The organism is Bacillus sp. ChL18 (genome assembly GCF_026241425.1).
In the GTDB taxonomy this organism is placed as follows: Bacteria; Bacillota; Bacilli; order Bacillales; family Bacillaceae; genus Bacillus; species Bacillus velezensis.
In genome coordinates, this window is record NZ_JAPHWE010000001.1 from 1,843,943 (window position 1) to 1,859,797 (window position 15,855).

The following is a 15,855-nucleotide window of genomic DNA, read 5'->3' on the forward strand; positions in this document are numbered from 1 at the left end:
TAAGAACGGGCCCCCCTGTTCATTTATCATAAAAACCGGCCTTCACGGCTTCTACATACCGAAAAAACAGATCGGTTGGCGTATATTTTTCTCCCCGGCAGCCAAAATTGCTGAACAGCGCGTGTCTCTGCGCCGTGCTCACTTCCAATTGCAGCCCCATTTTCCTTTTTGTCCGATTGACAATGTTGCCGGGATTTACACCTGCCAGCCGATCATTCTTCTCTGTCAGCTCGGCATCAAGTCCCGCTTCACGCAGCAGATCACAAATCAGTCTTGCTTTTTCCAGATCCGCGCCCCCGACGAGTGTATTTGCCTTTTTCAGATCATGATACCCATGAAAAGCCAATGCGTAATGATGGGCGGTCACTTTTTCTAAAGCCAGGGGTTCGTCAAAGCGTGTGCTTGTCAAATGGAGAGAACGGTTATCGCACCGCTTCGTTCCTTCAAATAAATAAATTGAGCTTTGGTCAGAAAATGCCCGCACCAGCTCACTGACTCCCGGCTCAATCCTGCCGCCGTGGGGAGCGAGGACGATACATTTACTTCCCTCTTTTTCTTCATAAATAATACTGTATTCTGATTCAGCAGCTGAAAGGGCTGCGAAATTGTCATATCTATCTTTCATGTGTAACATGCTCTCCTTTTCCAGTCAGCACCAGTTTACTCTACTCATCTGGGAATGGAAACCTTTTTATAGTATGATTTGATAGAATACTTAACAGGGGGGATATATCATGGGGTTCATCAATGGCTTGCTGGGCAATGCGTCAACAATATCGACGGCTGAAGCAAAAGCAGAACTGGCCCGTATTCTGCTGGAAGGTGAAAATGTCAACGCCGCATTTAAGCTTGTCCGAGATATCATTGTCTTTACGGATAAGCGTCTTATCCTTGTTGATAAACAGGGACTCACGGGGAAGAAAACGGAGATTCAATCCATTCCGTACAAGAGCATTTCCAGATTCAGCGTAGAAACCGCCGGCCGCTTTGACCTTGATTCAGAGCTGAAAATTTGGATTTCAGGCGCGGAACTTCCCGCTGTCTCAAAGCAGTTTAAAAAAGATGAAAGCATTTATGATATTCAAAAGGCCCTTGCCGCAGTTTGTATGTAAGAAGAAACGGAAGCCCGGGGAGCTTCCGTTTTATTGATTACAGTTTTTCTTCTATTTTCGCCTTCGTTTTCGGGCCGTAAATTCCGTCTGCCGTTAATCCGCTGACGGATTGAAAGCGTTTTACATCATTTGCCGTTTTCGGGCCGTAAACGCCGTCCGCCCCATGATTTTTTGCTCCTTTATCGGGATAAAAATAAAGAGCGGATAAAGCGTTTTGCACTTGTTTTACGTTTGTCCCTTTCGTCAGCGGTTTCGTCACTTTGATCACACCGGATGGAAGCGGATAGGAAGACACAGCCTGACTTTTTGAAGAAGAACCCGTCTGAGCGAGCTTGATCACTTGTCCGACTGTAATGTGATTCGGATCGGTGATATGGTTGATGCTTTGCAGCGATTTTACGCTGACACCGTGCGATGCGGCGATTTCCGATAAGGTGTCGCCTTTTTTCACATGGTATTCAGACGCGGAAGAAGAAATAGAGGCTTTTTTCGCCGGCATACTCCCGCTTAATTTCTTTTCAATCTTCGCCTTCACTTCATCCCAGCGGCCTTCAGACAAAATGCGGTGCGGGCAGTACTTTCCGTTCCAGTCCTGATGCTTTCTGATTCTGTCAATCCCCCAGCCCCGTTCTTTCAAAAGCTGCGCCGCAAACGCAATTGCCAGTTCTTCTGCAGCTCTGTACCGTTCGCCGCCTGACTTACTGTAACAGATTTCTATAGCAATCGACTTTCGGTTTCCGGTACCGTTCGTGCCGTCTCCCGAATGCCAGGCATTCCGGTCCAACGGAATTCCCTGGATCACTTCTTTGTCATCAACCGCAAAATGATAGCTCGTTGATTCGCTGTTCCCCGTCATATAGCTGATTTCATTAGCGGCGGATGCGTCGTTTGCCGTGTTATGAATGGTAATATACTCCGGCGTCATCGGATTCGGACATTTTAACGCATATTTATCAGCCGATACGAGCCGTTTTTTCACTTCAATCCCCACTCTTCATCTCTCCTTATGCCTTTTTCATCAATAGGTGGCATTCGTAGGACAGATAACTTGAGCATATAGACTCTGCATTCGGATAAAAATGGAATGGATACGCATGCAAAAAATAAGACCCTTCAAAAGAAGGGTCTTTATGTTATGTTTGGTTGCGCGCGGCAATATGGAATGTGCCGTCCGCTTGGTTTTCCAAATGGCTTTCATGGCCGATCACCTGTGTAAAGCTGAACCCGACAGCAACAAGCAGTAATCCTGACAACAGTTTAGATTTCATATAGACAATCTCCTCTCTGGATTTGTTTTTGGGCGTGCACCATTTTTTCATAAAACGTGAGCGCTTTTTCAGGCTGTCCGTGTTCCATGTAAAATTTGGCAGCGTCATGCGCCAATTCTTCCACATACGGATACAGCATGTGTTCTTCCAGAAAATCAAACGTGTGCCTGACGGATGCGTTATCCATTTCCTTGCCGTATAACGCATGTAAAAATTGGAACAGATTCACAAACAATTCATCATTGTATTCGCGGGCGATACTGAGCCCTAGGCGGTATTGCTTCTCTGCTTCGGCTATAGTGTTCTGTTTATAAAGAACCTGTGTTAATGAGTAAATAGAATGCGGAAGATTATCGAACTTTTCTGACCTGCAAATGGAAACGGATGTCTCAAAATATTCGGCTGCTTTAGAGAGGTCTCCCATTTTTTCGTAACAGTTTCCGAGATTATATAAGGCTGAACTAATAAGACGGGGATTGCCTTCTTGTTTTGCAAGATCTAAAGCAAGTTCTAAGTGGGGCAATGCTCTTTCTGGATACTGCATGTCATCATAATTCCCTGCAATAACGAATTCACATTGGATTCTGCGGACGTTGTACGTCTCATACGATTGGTACGTTTCAAGGGCTTGAACGGCATAACTCATGGAGACGTAGGTTTGTTTCAGGTTGTAAAATATCTCGGCCATTTTAAAAGCAAACTCAGCTTTCTCGATGTCATCAGAAACGAGTGCAAGGTTTTTTTCAGCCCGTTTGTAATACATCATGGCGTTTAGGAACATTTTCTGTTTAAATTCGTACATTCCTCGAAAAAAATTAAAGTAGTAATCAAGCAGTCCTGTCAGTTTATACTGGTTGCCTTCAATGTCTTCCAATAATTCTGAAAACTCAGGCTGAGAAGGGTCCTCCTTTAAGGGCTTGATGTAATCCAGCATGACACGGTGTCTGAATTCCATTAATGAATAATACAGCAGCAGATCCTGATCTTCTTCCATATCCTCGATCTCTCTCTCTACTTCACGTTTGACGCGCTCCGCCTCAAGGACGTGAAACTGCCGGATATGGGTATACCATTCATTAATTTTGAGCCCGACAAAAGAGGACGGAATAGTCTGCTTCATCCTCAATAAATCCCCCCTTTTGGAATGACCGAGATATGTCATATTTTATCATATTTGCTAGAAAAAGAAGAACGCAAAAAGACCGCAATTGTCGAATTTCGGATATCCGCAACGATTTATCTCCATCACAAGCTTATTGCTTGTTTCTTCCGTGCCGTTGATATAGCATATCCTTGCAGCTTTTATTCTGTATTAAATGGGGGTTTTCACATGACAGCACAAAATCAATTGGTCAGCCACTTTCTGTCACATCGAAACGTGACGATTGAACTGGCGGAAAAAATCAGCCGCGAGCATTACGACTACAAACCGGCAGAGACATCAATGTCCGCTCAGGAACTTGTAAAACACATCGTTTATTCTTTTCTTATGTTTGCAAACGTCATTAACGACGGAAACGGATCAGCCATCCAGAACAAACCGAAAGAAGAAGCGGAAACAGACCTCGTCAAACTGGCGGAAGCATGTACTGAAAAAACGACAGACATCCTGTCACAGCTGACTGAAGAGCAGCTGAACCGCGAAATTGACCTGACCGCCTCTTTCGGCAGAAAAGTGACCGGCGCTGCTCTCCTTCAGCTTGCAATGGAGCATGAAATTCATCATAAAGGCAACCTTTTCGTGTATGTCAGAGAAATGGGCCACACGGAACTTCCGTTTTATCAGCAAAAATCATAATCCGGCCATCCGCCGGTCTGCGACATAACAGCAGGCTGGCGGATTTTTTTGTTCTGTATAAAATTTTCCGAAAATTTAATTGATTACCGCCTCTTAATCATATATAATCTGATAAAAATAGTAGGATTATTCAGGAGGCACACAGATGACTGTAAGCATTGTGTTTATGGGTTTCTTTGTCGGAACGCTGGTCGGATTGACGGGTGTGGGAGGAGCGGCGCTTTTGACTCCTTTACTGATCGTTTTGGGGATCAACCCCTCAATCGCCGTCGGCACTGACCTTTTATATAACTCCATCACCAAACTGTTCGGTGTCGTTTCTCATTGGAAGCAGCGCACCGTTCAATTTAAACTTGTCGGCTATTTGGCGCTCGGGAGCATTCCCAGCGCAACAGCCGCCATCGGTGTTCTTCACTTGTTTCCCGCTTTTCATCAGCATCAGGAGCAGATTATCAAACAGGCGCTCGGCTACGTGCTGACCCTTGTCGCCATTTCCATTATCGCCCGCCTTTTTTTCGATAAAAAACTGCGGCCGAACCGCTGGCAGCAAAAAACGCTTGAAGAAAAGCGGACACTCATGATATTGATCGGCGTCATTTTCGGCTTCATCGTCGGCCTGACATCTATTGGGTCCGGCTCGTTATTTGCAATCGCCATGTTATACCTGTTCAGAATGAAAACGGCAGAAGTAGTGGGAACGGATATCGCACATGCCTTTTTGCTCGTAACGGCTGCCGGTCTGTTAAACGCAAGCTTCGGAAGCGTCGATTACCTGCTTGTATTGAATCTGTTGATCGGCTCTGTGCCGGGTGTGCTTCTCGGCAGCTTCTTTTCGCCGAAATTCTCACCGCGCCCGCTGCAGTTTGTGATGGCGGCGATTATTTTAATCAGCGGAATAAAATTAATATAAAAAAGGCGGTCTGTTGTCAGATCGCCTTTTCCCTTATAACGTCACACCGGACTTAAAGATTGCAAGCTCCCGAAAATCGTTTTTTTCGTTATTGACGAATTCTCCGCTTGCAACTTTAATAATGTATTGAATAAAATCTCTTACAATGTGATCTTCTGTTGTTTGGTCTTCCGCCAATCTGCCCGCGTTGTAATCAATCCAATGAGGCTTTGATTGAAATAAATCGGTATTTGTTGATACTTTCACAGTCGGGACAAATGTGCCGAACGGCGTGCCTCTTCCGGTTGTAAACAAAACGATGTGACAGCCCGCCGCGGCGAGCGCTGAAGAAGCGATTAAATCATTGCCGGGCGCACTGAGCAGTGTCAATCCCTTTGTTTTCAGTGTTTCACCGTATGTCAGCACATCAGAAACCGGTGCAAGACCGGCTTTTTGGGTGCAGCCGAGCGACTTGTCTTCGAGCGTTGAAATGCCGCCTTCCTTATTCCCTGGTGACGGGTTTTCATAAATCGGCTGCTCGTGCTTCATAAAATATTGCTTGAAATCATTGATCAATCGGACTGTTTTATGAAACACTTCTTCACTCGCCGCACGCTGCATGAGAATCGTCTCAGCGCCGAACATCTCAGGCACCTCCGTTAAAACCGTGCTCCCTCCCTGTGCAATCAAGTAATCTGAAAATCTCCCTAATAAAGGGTTTGCCGTGATGCCGGAAAAACCGTCCGACCCGCCGCATTTCAATCCGATGCTCAATTCTGACAGCGGAATCTCCTCACGTTTATCTCCCTTTGCCGCAAGGTGTATCTCTTTAAGAAGCGCAGTCCCCGCTTCAATTTCATCTGTGACAGCCTGTGATTCGAGAAATTTCACCCGATCTCCATTCACTTCAGAAAGCGTTTCCTTAATCGCCGCCAGCTCATTATTTTCACAGCCGAGCCCTAAAACCAGCACACCGCCCGCATTTGGATGACGGATGGCGTTTATCAGCATTTGTTTCGTATTCTCATGATCATCGCCAAGCTGGGAGCAGCCGTATTGGTGCTTTAAAACCAGCACATTGTCAAAGGGCGCAATGTCTTTCGCCTCTTTTACGAAGCGCTGCAGGATTTTCTCAGCGACGCCGTTTACGCAGCCGACTGTAGGCACGATCCACAGTTCGTTCCGGACGCCGGATGTACCATTTTCTCTTCTGTAGCCTTTAAATGTCCGGTTCTCATTTGTAAAAGGATTGTCCTCGAAGCGCGGTGAATACGTGTATTCTTGCACATCGGATAAATTCGTTTGCAGATTATGGGTATGAATATGCTCGCCGGCCGAAATCCGTCTTGTTGCACGCCCGATCGAAAAACCGTATTTAATGATGCTGCCATTTTCTTCAATGGTTTGCAGCGCGATTTTATGCCCCCGCTTTACAGGGTCCTTCACTTCAATCGTCAGTCCGTCTGTATGCAGCCGCTCCCCTTTGTTAAAATGACGCATGGCGAGAAGCACGTTATCGTTTTTATGGATTTTTATGACCTCTTTCATTTCACTTCCCCCTTTTTTCCGCAGCATTCATGTAACGCATGCTTCATGCCCCGCTTATGAATGACAGACAGAAAAAAAGCCGTTCGTTCAGTCAGCCCCGGAAGATGATTCAGATTCTTCCCCCACAATCGCTCTTCTCCTAATATGGCAGATGCCGCTTGAAACATATCATCTTTGCAACGGGACCGCGCCATTTGAAAACGGTGAAGAACCTCCTCGCCGTCAGCCGGTTTGTTCGGTCCGTTCCAGTATGAATAGATCATGGCGCTGAACGAAAATACCAGCTTCTCAGGTAGCCGGCCCTCCTGTTCGATACAAGCCTTCAGCGTCGGCAGGTTTCTTGTTTTGAATTTCGCGGCGGCGTTAAGGGTAATGCTTTGCAGATAATGTTGGATATAAGGGTTTTTAAACCGCTGTAACACATCTGCCGCGTATTGGGTGACACCCTCCATTTGCAGCACAGGGAGGATTTCTTCATTGATCAGCTCTTCGATGAACCTGCCCGTCATCTCGTGCTCAGCCGCTTCCCGGACGGTTTGCAGTCCGTATAGTAAGGCCACTGGCGCCAATGCTGTATGAGCGCCGTTTAAGATTCTCACCTTTTTTGTCCTGTAAGGCGTAAGGTCAGACGTGATCAGGGCGTTCAGCCCGGCCTCAGCAAAAGGAAGCTCATTCTGAAGCTGTTCCGGCCCTTCTATCACCCACAAATAATAATGCTCACCAACCACAAGCAGACGGTCTTCGTATCCGAGAAAATTGGTAAGTTCTTCTACGGTATCAACAGGGAATCCGGGAACAATCCGATCCACGAGGGTATTGCAGAAGATGTTCGCCTCATGAATCCATTGAGTAAAATCAGGCTCCAGCTCCCACAGCCCGGCATATTGAAGCACGGCAGCCTTCAGTTTCCGTCCGTTTTCTTCGACCAGTTCACATGGAAGCACAATGCACCCTTTCTCGGCGTCACCCGCAAATGCCTTATAGCGGAAATAAAGGAACGCCGCTAATTTCCCGGGGAATGTTTTTTGAGGTCTATCCTCAAGCCGGTCGCCTTTCTCAAACGTAATTCCCGCTTCTGTCGTATTGGAAATGATAAAACGAAGCTCCTCTTGTGCTGCCAGCCGTTTAAAGGAATCATAGTCAGAAAAAAGATCAATGCCGCGGCTGATGGATTTGACGATCGTGTGTTCTTCAGCCGGTTTCCCGTCCTTTATCCCCTGCAAAAAAAGCGTAAATAAACCGTCCTGCTCGTTTAAACGTTTGATTTTCTCAGAGCCTCTCGGCTGTACGGCGACAACGCTTCCGTTAAAATCCGTCAATTGATTCAATTGATCGATCTGCCAGTCAGCGAAGGCCCGCAAAAAGTTGCCTTCGCCGAACTGAAGGACTTTTTCAGGATATTGAATGTATTCGCCGCACATCTTTTTATTCAGCTGCCGCAAGCTGTCCGCCTCCTTCTGTATTTATGCATATGCACGCGTTAACATTTTGCCGTACGAAAACCCGGATAATCAGACGGGCCGTTATGTGAGTTTTTTAATTGAATCTCTTATCATCACCTCGGTGTTTTCGTATATTTTTTCCGCCGCCGTATCCGGGTCGGTGATTAGCGCCAAGATCTTCTCTGCGCCGAGTATGCTGATGTTTTCAACCGGGCGTTTTACTGTTGAAAGCCTCGGCGTCATGTATTGGGAAATGCCGATGTCATCAAACCCGATAACAGATATATCTTCCGGAACGTTCAGGCCTTTGGCGAAAATGGCGTTCATCGCCCCGATCGCCATATCATCGTTTGAACAAAAAACAGCCGTAGGCGGTGATTGAAGCGCCAAGAGTTTTTCCATCGCCTGACTGCCGCTTTCCATATCATAGCGGCCTTTTACACTGTATTCATGCTTAATCGGAATAGAATGATCAATTAAAGATGTCAAATAGCCTTCTTTCCGCTGAGAAGTTGACCTGAATCCTTCCTTTCCCTCAATGATCGCGATATCTCTGTGTCCGTTTGCGATCAGGCAGTCGACCGCCTGTCTGGAGCCTTCTTTATCGTTTGACAGGATATTCGTGATGCTCTGGTCATCAATGTCCCGGTTCAGCACGACAAGCGGGATGTTTTTCTCGCGGATATGATAAATAAATGCATTATCACTGTCGCTTTGGCTCATTAATATGATTCCGTCATATCTCATGGGCGTAATGGTTTCAAAGCTTTTCAGGTCGTCAATCGCGCGGACGAACAAATTGTATTCCTCACTGATTGTGCGGTTTACACCTTTGATGGTATCGGAAAAAAAGCTGTGTGAGGTTCCGTTTGTGATGCTTGTAAAAAACAGTCCGATCGTATGGGACTTTTGCATGGCAAGGCTTTTTGCATTTACATTCGGTGTGTAATTCAGCTGTGAAGCGAGCTCTAATATTTTCTGTTTTGTATGCTCTTTAATATAGGGGCTGCCGTTAAGTGCCCGGGATACGGTTGTGTGGGATACGTTGGCGAGTTTTGCGATATCTTTTATGGTTACCATCGTTTTTCCTTTCTTTCTGTATGCTGTCATTTATTTCTATTGTACCATTAACGGACAGTCCATAAAATCACTAAAGTTGAGGTTTTGCATGATGTAAGTCCTGAACGAGCTCGGCATGCTGCCGGTCCGTCAGCTTATACATTAAACCGATAATCAGCATGGCGCACGCTAAAGCGAAAGCCGGGTACAGCAGCAGTAGCCCTTTAATCCCGATCAGCGTGCCTTTTGTCTGAGATGCATTCGGGATATAGCCGATAACGCTCAGCCCGATGCCTGAAAGAAAACCTGATAAAGATTGGGCGAGTTTTCTCGAGAAGTTGAAAAGCGAATATGTCGTCGCCTCCTTCCGTTCACCCGTCTTCCATTCTCCGTAATCAATAATGTCCGACACGAGCGCCCACGTAATGCCGTTTGGTATGCTGATCCCTATAAAAGCAATGCTCGCTAACGCCGTAAAGATATATACGTTTGACGGGAGACAGAAATTCAGCGCATCAGCCGCGGCGCTGACGGCAAAACCGATCATCACCGTTTGCTTTTTTCCGAAACGTTTGACGAGTTTCGGCATAAACAAAACACCTAAAAATGAAGAACCGATGATGATAAAACTCATGTAGGACATCAGCTCCGCATTGTTGAGATTGTACTGGGCGAAGTAAACAAGCATAGCGGATTTAATGTTATATGCCGATATTGAGAAAATCGTCATGAAAACGACGGTCAGAAGCGGTTTGTTGCCGATAAAGCATTTGAAAACCGACATGACGGACAGCTTTTCTTTCGGCGCTTCACGGACGATAATTCTTTCTTTGCAGTTTCGGTAGCAGATCATAAATCCCGCGATTCCGATTACGGCCATCATTCCCATGACTGCCGGGTAGCCGATGTGAACGTTATCAAAATGAACGAGAATCGGGATGACGATGACACTTGTAATGAGCAGCGCGCCGAGGGAGCCGATCTGGCGGAATGCGGAAAGCGCCGTTCTGTCCTCCGCATCCTGAGTAATGGCCGCGCCGAGGGAGCCGTACGGAATATTGACGAAAGAATAAGCGACCCCCCACAGCATGTAAGAAGCATAGGCGTACACAAGCTTCCAGGTGACGCTCACGTCCGGTGACACAAAAATCAATACGGTCATGACCGCAAGAATAATACTTCCGAATAATAAGTACGGCCTGAATTTCCCCCGGGGTCCGATCTTTTTTCTGTAGTCAATGGCCGAGCCGACAATCGGATCAGTCAAAGCCGCAAACAGCTTGCTGACCAAAAAAATACTGCCGGCGAACGCTGCCGGAATGCCTGCGACATCTGTGAAAAACTTCAGCAAATAGATCTGCCCGAGATCAAACATAAATCCGTTCCCAAAATCTCCAAAACCATAGGATACTTTTTCTTTCAGACTCAGCTTATGCTCCTTCACTTTTGCGGCAGGTGCTGTCACGACAGGCACATTACTCATAGGCCACCTCTTTCATTCCATTTTTTAAAAGCGGAAATATTCCTCAGCATTCCGGTAACAAATCCCCTCGACAATCTTTCCTAAAAGCTCCATATCGTAAGGCGCTTCGCCTTGTTCCGCCCAGCCGCCGATCAGCGTGCAGACAAGCCGCCTGAAGTATTCATGGCGGGGATAGGACAGGAAACTTCTTGAATCCGTCAGCATCCCGATAAAACGGCTGAACAGGCCTAAGTTTGATAACGCTTTCATTTGCTGGAGCATTCCATCTTTCGTGTCATTGAACCACCAGGCTGTGCCGAATTGAATTTTCCCCGGTGTTTTCCCATCCTGAAAGCTGTTGATCATGCTGGCGATAATATAGTTGTCATTCGGATTCAAAGAATACAAAATCGTTTTAGGCAATTGCCGCTTTTTTTCGGCGGAATCTAACAGCCGGGCAAGCGGCTTTGCGATACGTTCATCATTAATTGAGTCATATCCCGTATCAGGACCGATGCTGCTGAACTTATTTGTATTGGTATTTCTTAACGCGTTAATATGGAACTGCATCGCCCAGTCCAGTTCGGCGTAAAGACCGCAAAGATATTGCAGCGTCCGTGTTTTGAATTTCTTTTCATCTTCAAAAGACACATGCTCTCCGCCTAATCCGGCTGCAAAAATCCGGGCCGCTTCCTCTTCGGTCGTCTCGGCGTAAACCATTTGATCTAACGCATGATCCGACACTCTTCCCCCGGCATTGTGAAAAAAGCGGACGCGGGATTCTAACGCATCTAAATACGATTGGTAGGTGGTGACAGCTATTCCTGAAGCGCTCTCCAGCGAACGGACCCAATCGGCAAAACCCGGGCTGCTGATGTCCAGTCCTTTGTCAGGCCGAAATCCGGGCAGCACTTGAACCGGAAAATCACTTTCTTTCAACAGTTCGTGGTATGTCAGCGCATCGGCAGGATCGTCGGTTGTGCAAATGACTTTGACATTTGATTTCAGAATGAGATCCCTTGCGCCAAACCCGTCTCCCTGCAGGAGCTCATTCGTTTTTTTCCAGATTGCCGCGGCCGTTTTTTCATTCAATACGTCATAAATGCCGAACCAGCGCTGCAGCTCTAAATGCGTCCAGCTGTACAGCGGATTGCCTATCGCCATCGGCACCGTTTTTGCCCAGGCGAAAAACTTCTCTTCATCTGAAGCGTTTCCGGTAATGCAGCGCTCTTCAATGCCGTTGGCCCTCATGATCCGCCACTTGTAGTGGTCACCGTAAAGCCATGCCTCCGTAATGGTTGCGAAGGTTTTATTTTCATAGATTTCCTTTGGGCTTAAGTGACAGTGATAATCAATGATCGGCATGTTTTCAGCGTAATCCCGGTACAGCTTTACGGCCGTTTTACTATCCAGTAAAAAATCATCACCCATAAAAGCTTTCACACTTTCATCCTCCCTCTTAAAAATGTTAACGTTAACAAAATGGTTCTTTTTTATTTTAGCTTCCTCTTTCTCACATATCAATCATTTTTATTTTATTTTTCAGAAAATTGTATCCGTTAACATTTTCATACAAAAAAAGACACTGCCGAGAAAGTCCGGCAATGTCTTCTGTATGATCTTAAGGATTAGTAAGCGAGGCTGAATAATCCTTTGATATGTGTTAAATAACGTACGTTACTTGCTTCTTTCATTAAAGATGCCGGAAGACCTTTCAGCGGAGTAGAGTTCGCTCCGATGATGGCAACCGCGTCTTTACGTCCGAGGCTTGCAAGCGTACCAGAGTTTACAGGCTTGAATGTTTCAAGCGTTTTTCCTTCTAAGTAAGCGAACAGGTTGTAACCGACAAGTTCACCCATCTGCCAAGCGATTTGCGCTGTCGGCGGGTACGGACGGCCGTCCGGCGCAAAGTATACAGCGCTGTCTCCGACAACGAATACATCTTCGTGAGAAGTAGATTGTAAGAAATCGTTAACCGTCGCACGGCCGCGGTTCACTTCAAGGCCGGATTCACCGACTAACGGGTTGCCTTGTACGCCGCCTGTCCATACAAATGTGTTGGCAACGACTTTTGAACCGTCTTTCAGATCAATAACGTTTCCTTCAACATTTGTAACAGGAAGACCTGTTAAGAACTCAACGCCGCGTTTTTCAAGACTTTTTGTCGCGCGTTCGATAAGGTCATCAGGAAGAACAGGAAGAATTTTCGGACCTGCTTCTACTAATTTCAGTTTGATTTCTTTCGGATCTACGCCGTATTTTTTCGTAAGGTTCGGCATAATGTCAGCAAGCTCACCGACAAGCTCAACGCCAGTTAAGCCGCCGCCGCCGATAAGGATCGTTGCATCAGCTTCGTTTTTCGTTTTAGCGTATTCACGCACACGGTCTTCCACGTGTTTGTATACTTTGTTGGCATCAGCAGCAGATTTCAGCACCATGCTGTTTTCTTCGAGTCCAGGAATGCCGAAATAAGCCGTAACAGAACCAAGTCCGACAACAAGCGCGTCATAAGTCAGCTTAGAACCGTCAGAAAGAGAAACTTCTTTCTTATCAACTGAGAAAGAATTGACTTCTGCGATTTTAATGTCGACGTCTTTTCCTTTCAGAAGTTTTTCAAGCGGCATAGCAACAGCCTGTTCAGACACGTTGCCTGCTGCAAGACGGTGCAGTTCCGTAATGATTTGGTGAGTCGGGTATTTGTTCACAACGGTTACGCGTGCTTCATCTTTACTGTAATGTTTGCGAACGGTTAAAGCAGAAAGAACTCCACCGTAACCAGCGCCTAAAATGACAATATGTTTTGACATCGTATATCCTCCGTCCTTTATATCAATTTGAATCTGAGATTATTTTTGTTTTTCGTTCATGATTTCAAGATAGCTGTTAGCAAAACGGAACAGCTTTTGAGCTTGAGGATCTTTCAGCATGCGCAGCAGGCCGAAAAGTCCGATCGTTTCATTGCTTGCATCCGCGCGGTCTTTTGCTTCGATCGCAGTAGCCGCCACTTCTTTCGCTGTTTCTTTCACCGGCTCAAGAATTTCTGTAAGCGCACCCACTGTATCGCTCTTCAATACTTCGTCTGTCGCTACAGACTGTGCAAAATCATAAGACTTCGTTAAAATATTTACTAACTCAGTCAGTTTTGGAAGCTGATCCACTAAAACAGTCAGTGATTCTTGAACTTCAGGTTTTAGCAGCTGATCAATAAGATCGCGTTGGCCTTGGCTGACAGATGCATTTGTTTGATCGATTGTTTCTGGCATATCCGATTCTCCTTTACTATAAGCAGTATGCTGATTTTTTTGGAAAGGGTAGCCTTTCCCCCTTCATGCAGAAAAGCATGAAAAAGCAAGATTGTGAATTCATGCACAATCATTTACAAAAATAAATGTTTACTACCCAGTTTTTCACTTTGCCATATCCAGTATTATTTTTATATCAACAAAAACAATTGAATAAGTCAAAATTTCTTTTTCCTCTCTGAAAATAGCAAACATAAAAAACCCAAATTTGATTTACTCTTATATAATAACACTTTTTGAACAAAATTTGAACGTGAATTGTTTCGTTTATGAAATTATTTATATGGCGGGGGTGTAATAACGTTTCTTTCAGGCTATTTTTTTACAGACCATCCGCTTTTCCCCTGTCATTTTTCCCACAATTTTAATAGCGGGCCCGTTTTTCCCGTAAAGGGGTCGCATTCCGGGAGCGGGACACGGCTGATTTCTTCTGAAGTTCTATCATTTTTCTCCGTTTTTGTATCGTACTGCCGGCCGCCCGGATAAGCCCCGATCACGGTAAAATCAGAACTGCCCGACAGTTTTTTATGTCCGGTGCCGGCCGGAATGACCGCTGCGTCCCCCGTTTGAAGAACGGCGTCCGCTCCTTGTTCCCCGCCGAACCTCAAAACCGCGTTTCCTTTTACCGCGACAAGAACTTCGTGCGTGGTGCTGTGAAAATGGTGATACGGAAATACTCCGCCCGTCCAGCTGTTCGACCAATCGTGCCGGCGGAGGACGGACTCTGCTTTCTGTACCGTTTCTTCATTAAATACCGCTTTATAAATAACAAGCGGAAGATTCGGGTTATTCGGAATGCGGCCGTCATCTTCGAAATAAAGCACTTGAATATCCTCTTTCTGCACTGTTTTCACCTCCGTATATGTCTGTTTCCCATTCATCATTTGTTAAAACGCTATTTTCTCATATTCCATTGCGAAGCCTGCCGGTGAATAGTATAGTATATAAAAATATGTGTCAAAATGAGGGATTTAATGAAAGCCATCGTGATCGGAATATTGGCATCTCTGTTTTTCGCAGTCACATTTATTTTAAACAGGGCGATGGAGCTTTCCGGCGGAAGCTGGATGTGGAGCTCTTCCCTGCGTTTTCTTTTTATGATTCCGTTTTTATTTTTGATCGTTTATGCGAAAGGAAAATGGGCGCCGCTCTGGCATGAAATCCGAAAAAAACCGTTTTTTTGGCTGAAGTGGAGTTTTACCGGATTCGTGCTTTTTTATGCCCCGATTACGTTTGCCGCGGCATATGGGCCGGGCTGGCTGATCGCGGGCACGTGGCAGATTACAATTGTCGCGGGTGTGCTTCTGTCGCCGTTTTTTTACGAAACAAAACATTCACCGGCGGGCCCGGTTTCCGCCAGACAAAAGATCCCGCTGATTTCGCTGGTTACTTCCGTCATCATCCTGATCGGAGCCGGGCTGATTCAGCTTCAGCATGCGGATTCTCTGTCCGGCCGCACGATACTATTCAGCGTTGTGCCGGTCGTCATCGCCGCTTTTGCCTATCCGCTCGGCAACCGCAAAATGCTGGAACAGTACGGCGGAAAACTCGATACATTTCAGCGGGTGCTCGGCATGACGCTCGCAAGCCTTCCGTTTTGGCTTTTGATCGCCGCTTTCGGCTGGCATAGAGACGGGCTTCCGTCAATGGGACAGACATTCCAATCCTTTATCGTCGCACTCAGCTCTGGCGTTATCGCAACAGTATTATTTTTCCGCGCCACCGATATGGTGAGGAATGAGCCGCAGAAGCTCGCTGCTGTTGAAGCGACGCAGTCCGGAGAGGTTCTTTTTGCACTGATCGGCGAAATCGTCTTTTTATCCGCGGCGTTTCCGTCACTTCTTTCATTTGCCGGACTGTTCATAATTATTGCGGGAATGGTCATGCATACATTCGCTTCCCGGCAGACAGACCAGAAAACGGCTGAGCAAACGTCAGCCAATCTCACCGGTTCCTGATTTTTTTACGAAAGGTG

16 protein-coding genes are annotated in these 15,855 nt (G+C 46.1%); 4 read left to right on the forward strand and 12 right to left on the reverse strand.

All coding sequences use genetic code 11. The features are described from left to right. Positions 1-19: 19 nt before the first annotated feature. Entirely contained in the window at positions 20-625 is a 606-nt protein-coding gene (locus OQ477_RS09015; protein ID WP_265972144.1) for a poly-gamma-glutamate hydrolase family protein, read from the reverse strand. Positions 626-734: 109 nt separating this feature from the next. Here OQ477_RS09015 and OQ477_RS09020 point away from each other — a divergent pair, with 109 nt between their 5' ends. Beyond that, entirely contained in the window at positions 735-1,112 is a 378-nt protein-coding gene (locus tag OQ477_RS09020) for a PH domain-containing protein (RefSeq protein ID WP_007610770.1), read from the forward strand. 37 nt (positions 1,113-1,149) lie between these two features. Here the strand turns inward: OQ477_RS09020 and OQ477_RS09025 are convergent, their stop codons facing one another. The 3 genes from OQ477_RS09025 to OQ477_RS09035 all read right to left on the reverse strand — a co-directional run bounded on the left by OQ477_RS09025 (position 1,150) and on the right by OQ477_RS09035 (position 3,506). Further along, complete coding sequence (locus OQ477_RS09025) at positions 1,150-2,103, reverse strand: N-acetylmuramoyl-L-alanine amidase (RefSeq protein ID WP_265972145.1); 954 nt, start codon at positions 2,101-2,103, stop codon at positions 1,150-1,152. A gap of 142 nt (positions 2,104-2,245) precedes the next feature. After that, complete coding sequence (locus OQ477_RS09030) at positions 2,246-2,380, reverse strand: PhrA family phosphatase inhibitor (RefSeq protein WP_003154881.1); 135 nt, start codon at positions 2,378-2,380, stop codon at positions 2,246-2,248. Beyond that, positions 2,370-3,506, reverse strand: coding sequence for a Rap family tetratricopeptide repeat protein (locus tag OQ477_RS09035; RefSeq protein WP_153014821.1), 1,137 nt, complete (start codon positions 3,504-3,506; stop codon positions 2,370-2,372). Before OQ477_RS09035 ends, OQ477_RS09030 begins: the two co-directional genes overlap by 11 nt. A gap of 204 nt (positions 3,507-3,710) precedes the next feature. Between OQ477_RS09035 and OQ477_RS09040 the strand changes: the two genes are divergently transcribed. Then, a complete protein-coding gene (locus OQ477_RS09040) occupies positions 3,711-4,178 on the forward strand; it encodes a DinB family protein (RefSeq protein ID WP_021494037.1) in 468 nt (155 codons plus the stop codon). A 145-nt stretch (positions 4,179-4,323) separates the two neighbouring features. Continuing rightward, positions 4,324-5,088: a sulfite exporter TauE/SafE family protein gene (locus OQ477_RS09045; protein ID WP_007610763.1), complete on the forward strand. Its 765-nt coding sequence runs from the start codon at positions 4,324-4,326 to the stop codon at positions 5,086-5,088. 33 nt (positions 5,089-5,121) lie between these two features. Here OQ477_RS09045 and OQ477_RS09050 read toward each other — a convergent pair whose 3' ends face one another. The 8 genes from OQ477_RS09050 to OQ477_RS09085 form a co-directional block, all read right to left on the reverse strand. Next, positions 5,122-6,615: a UxaA family hydrolase gene (locus OQ477_RS09050; protein WP_061581958.1), complete on the reverse strand. Its 1,494-nt coding sequence runs from the start codon at positions 6,613-6,615 to the stop codon at positions 5,122-5,124. Next, positions 6,612-8,057 (reverse strand): tagaturonate reductase, encoded by a 1,446-nt coding sequence (locus OQ477_RS09055; RefSeq protein ID WP_265972146.1) that lies wholly within the window; start codon positions 8,055-8,057, stop codon positions 6,612-6,614. The genes OQ477_RS09050 and OQ477_RS09055 overlap by 4 nt, the downstream gene beginning before the upstream one ends. 81 nt (positions 8,058-8,138) lie before the next feature. Further along, the gene (locus OQ477_RS09060) at positions 8,139-9,137 is read right to left on the reverse strand and encodes a LacI family DNA-binding transcriptional regulator (RefSeq protein WP_265972147.1); all 999 of its coding nucleotides are present in this window, start codon (positions 9,135-9,137) and stop codon (positions 8,139-8,141) included. A gap of 70 nt (positions 9,138-9,207) precedes the next feature. Continuing rightward, a complete protein-coding gene (locus OQ477_RS09065; protein WP_049589350.1) occupies positions 9,208-10,599 on the reverse strand; it encodes an MFS transporter in 1,392 nt (463 codons plus the stop codon). A gap of 24 nt (positions 10,600-10,623) precedes the next feature. Beyond that, positions 10,624-12,021 (reverse strand): glucuronate isomerase, encoded by a 1,398-nt coding sequence (gene uxaC, locus OQ477_RS09070; RefSeq protein WP_265972148.1) that lies wholly within the window; start codon positions 12,019-12,021, stop codon positions 10,624-10,626. A 185-nt stretch (positions 12,022-12,206) separates the two neighbouring features. Continuing rightward, positions 12,207-13,385, reverse strand: a complete 1,179-nt coding sequence (locus OQ477_RS09075; RefSeq protein WP_032874546.1) for an NAD(P)/FAD-dependent oxidoreductase — start codon at positions 13,383-13,385, stop codon at positions 12,207-12,209. 39 nt (positions 13,386-13,424) lie between these two features. Then, positions 13,425-13,841: a DUF1641 domain-containing protein gene (locus tag OQ477_RS09080; RefSeq protein WP_003154908.1), complete on the reverse strand. Its 417-nt coding sequence runs from the start codon at positions 13,839-13,841 to the stop codon at positions 13,425-13,427. A 386-nt stretch (positions 13,842-14,227) separates the two neighbouring features. After that, positions 14,228-14,725: a cupin domain-containing protein gene (locus OQ477_RS09085; RefSeq protein ID WP_015417270.1), complete on the reverse strand. Its 498-nt coding sequence runs from the start codon at positions 14,723-14,725 to the stop codon at positions 14,228-14,230. A gap of 129 nt (positions 14,726-14,854) precedes the next feature. On the opposite strand from OQ477_RS09085, the gene OQ477_RS09090 reads away from it, so the two are divergent. Continuing rightward, the gene (locus OQ477_RS09090; RefSeq protein ID WP_265972149.1) at positions 14,855-15,838 is read left to right on the forward strand and encodes a multidrug resistance efflux transporter family protein; all 984 of its coding nucleotides are present in this window, start codon (positions 14,855-14,857) and stop codon (positions 15,836-15,838) included. Positions 15,839-15,855: the final 17 nt, after the last annotated feature.

What these genes read in the sequence shown, in the direction of transcription:
- OQ477_RS09015 (WP_265972144.1), bottom strand. Translation starts at nt 625, where the DNA reads ATGAAAGATAGATATGACAATTTCGCAGCCCTTTCAGCTGCTGAATCA.
- OQ477_RS09020 (WP_007610770.1), top strand. Translation starts at nt 735, where the DNA reads ATGGGGTTCATCAATGGCTTGCTGGGCAATGCGTCAACAATATCGACG.
- OQ477_RS09030 (WP_003154881.1), bottom strand. Translation starts at nt 2,380, where the DNA reads ATGAAATCTAAACTGTTGTCAGGATTACTGCTTGTTGCTGTCGGGTTC.
- OQ477_RS09040 (WP_021494037.1), top strand. Translation starts at nt 3,711, where the DNA reads ATGACAGCACAAAATCAATTGGTCAGCCACTTTCTGTCACATCGAAAC.
- OQ477_RS09045 (WP_007610763.1), top strand. Translation starts at nt 4,324, where the DNA reads ATGACTGTAAGCATTGTGTTTATGGGTTTCTTTGTCGGAACGCTGGTC.
- OQ477_RS09050 (WP_061581958.1), bottom strand. Translation starts at nt 6,615, where the DNA reads ATGAAAGAGGTCATAAAAATCCATAAAAACGATAACGTGCTTCTCGCC.
- OQ477_RS09060 (WP_265972147.1), bottom strand. Translation starts at nt 9,137, where the DNA reads ATGGTAACCATAAAAGATATCGCAAAACTCGCCAACGTATCCCACACA.
- OQ477_RS09065 (WP_049589350.1), bottom strand. Translation starts at nt 10,599, where the DNA reads ATGAGTAATGTGCCTGTCGTGACAGCACCTGCCGCAAAAGTGAAGGAG.
- OQ477_RS09075 (WP_032874546.1), bottom strand. Translation starts at nt 13,385, where the DNA reads ATGTCAAAACATATTGTCATTTTAGGCGCTGGTTACGGTGGAGTTCTT.
- OQ477_RS09080 (WP_003154908.1), bottom strand. Translation starts at nt 13,841, where the DNA reads ATGCCAGAAACAATCGATCAAACAAATGCATCTGTCAGCCAAGGCCAA.
- OQ477_RS09090 (WP_265972149.1), top strand. Translation starts at nt 14,855, where the DNA reads ATGAAAGCCATCGTGATCGGAATATTGGCATCTCTGTTTTTCGCAGTC.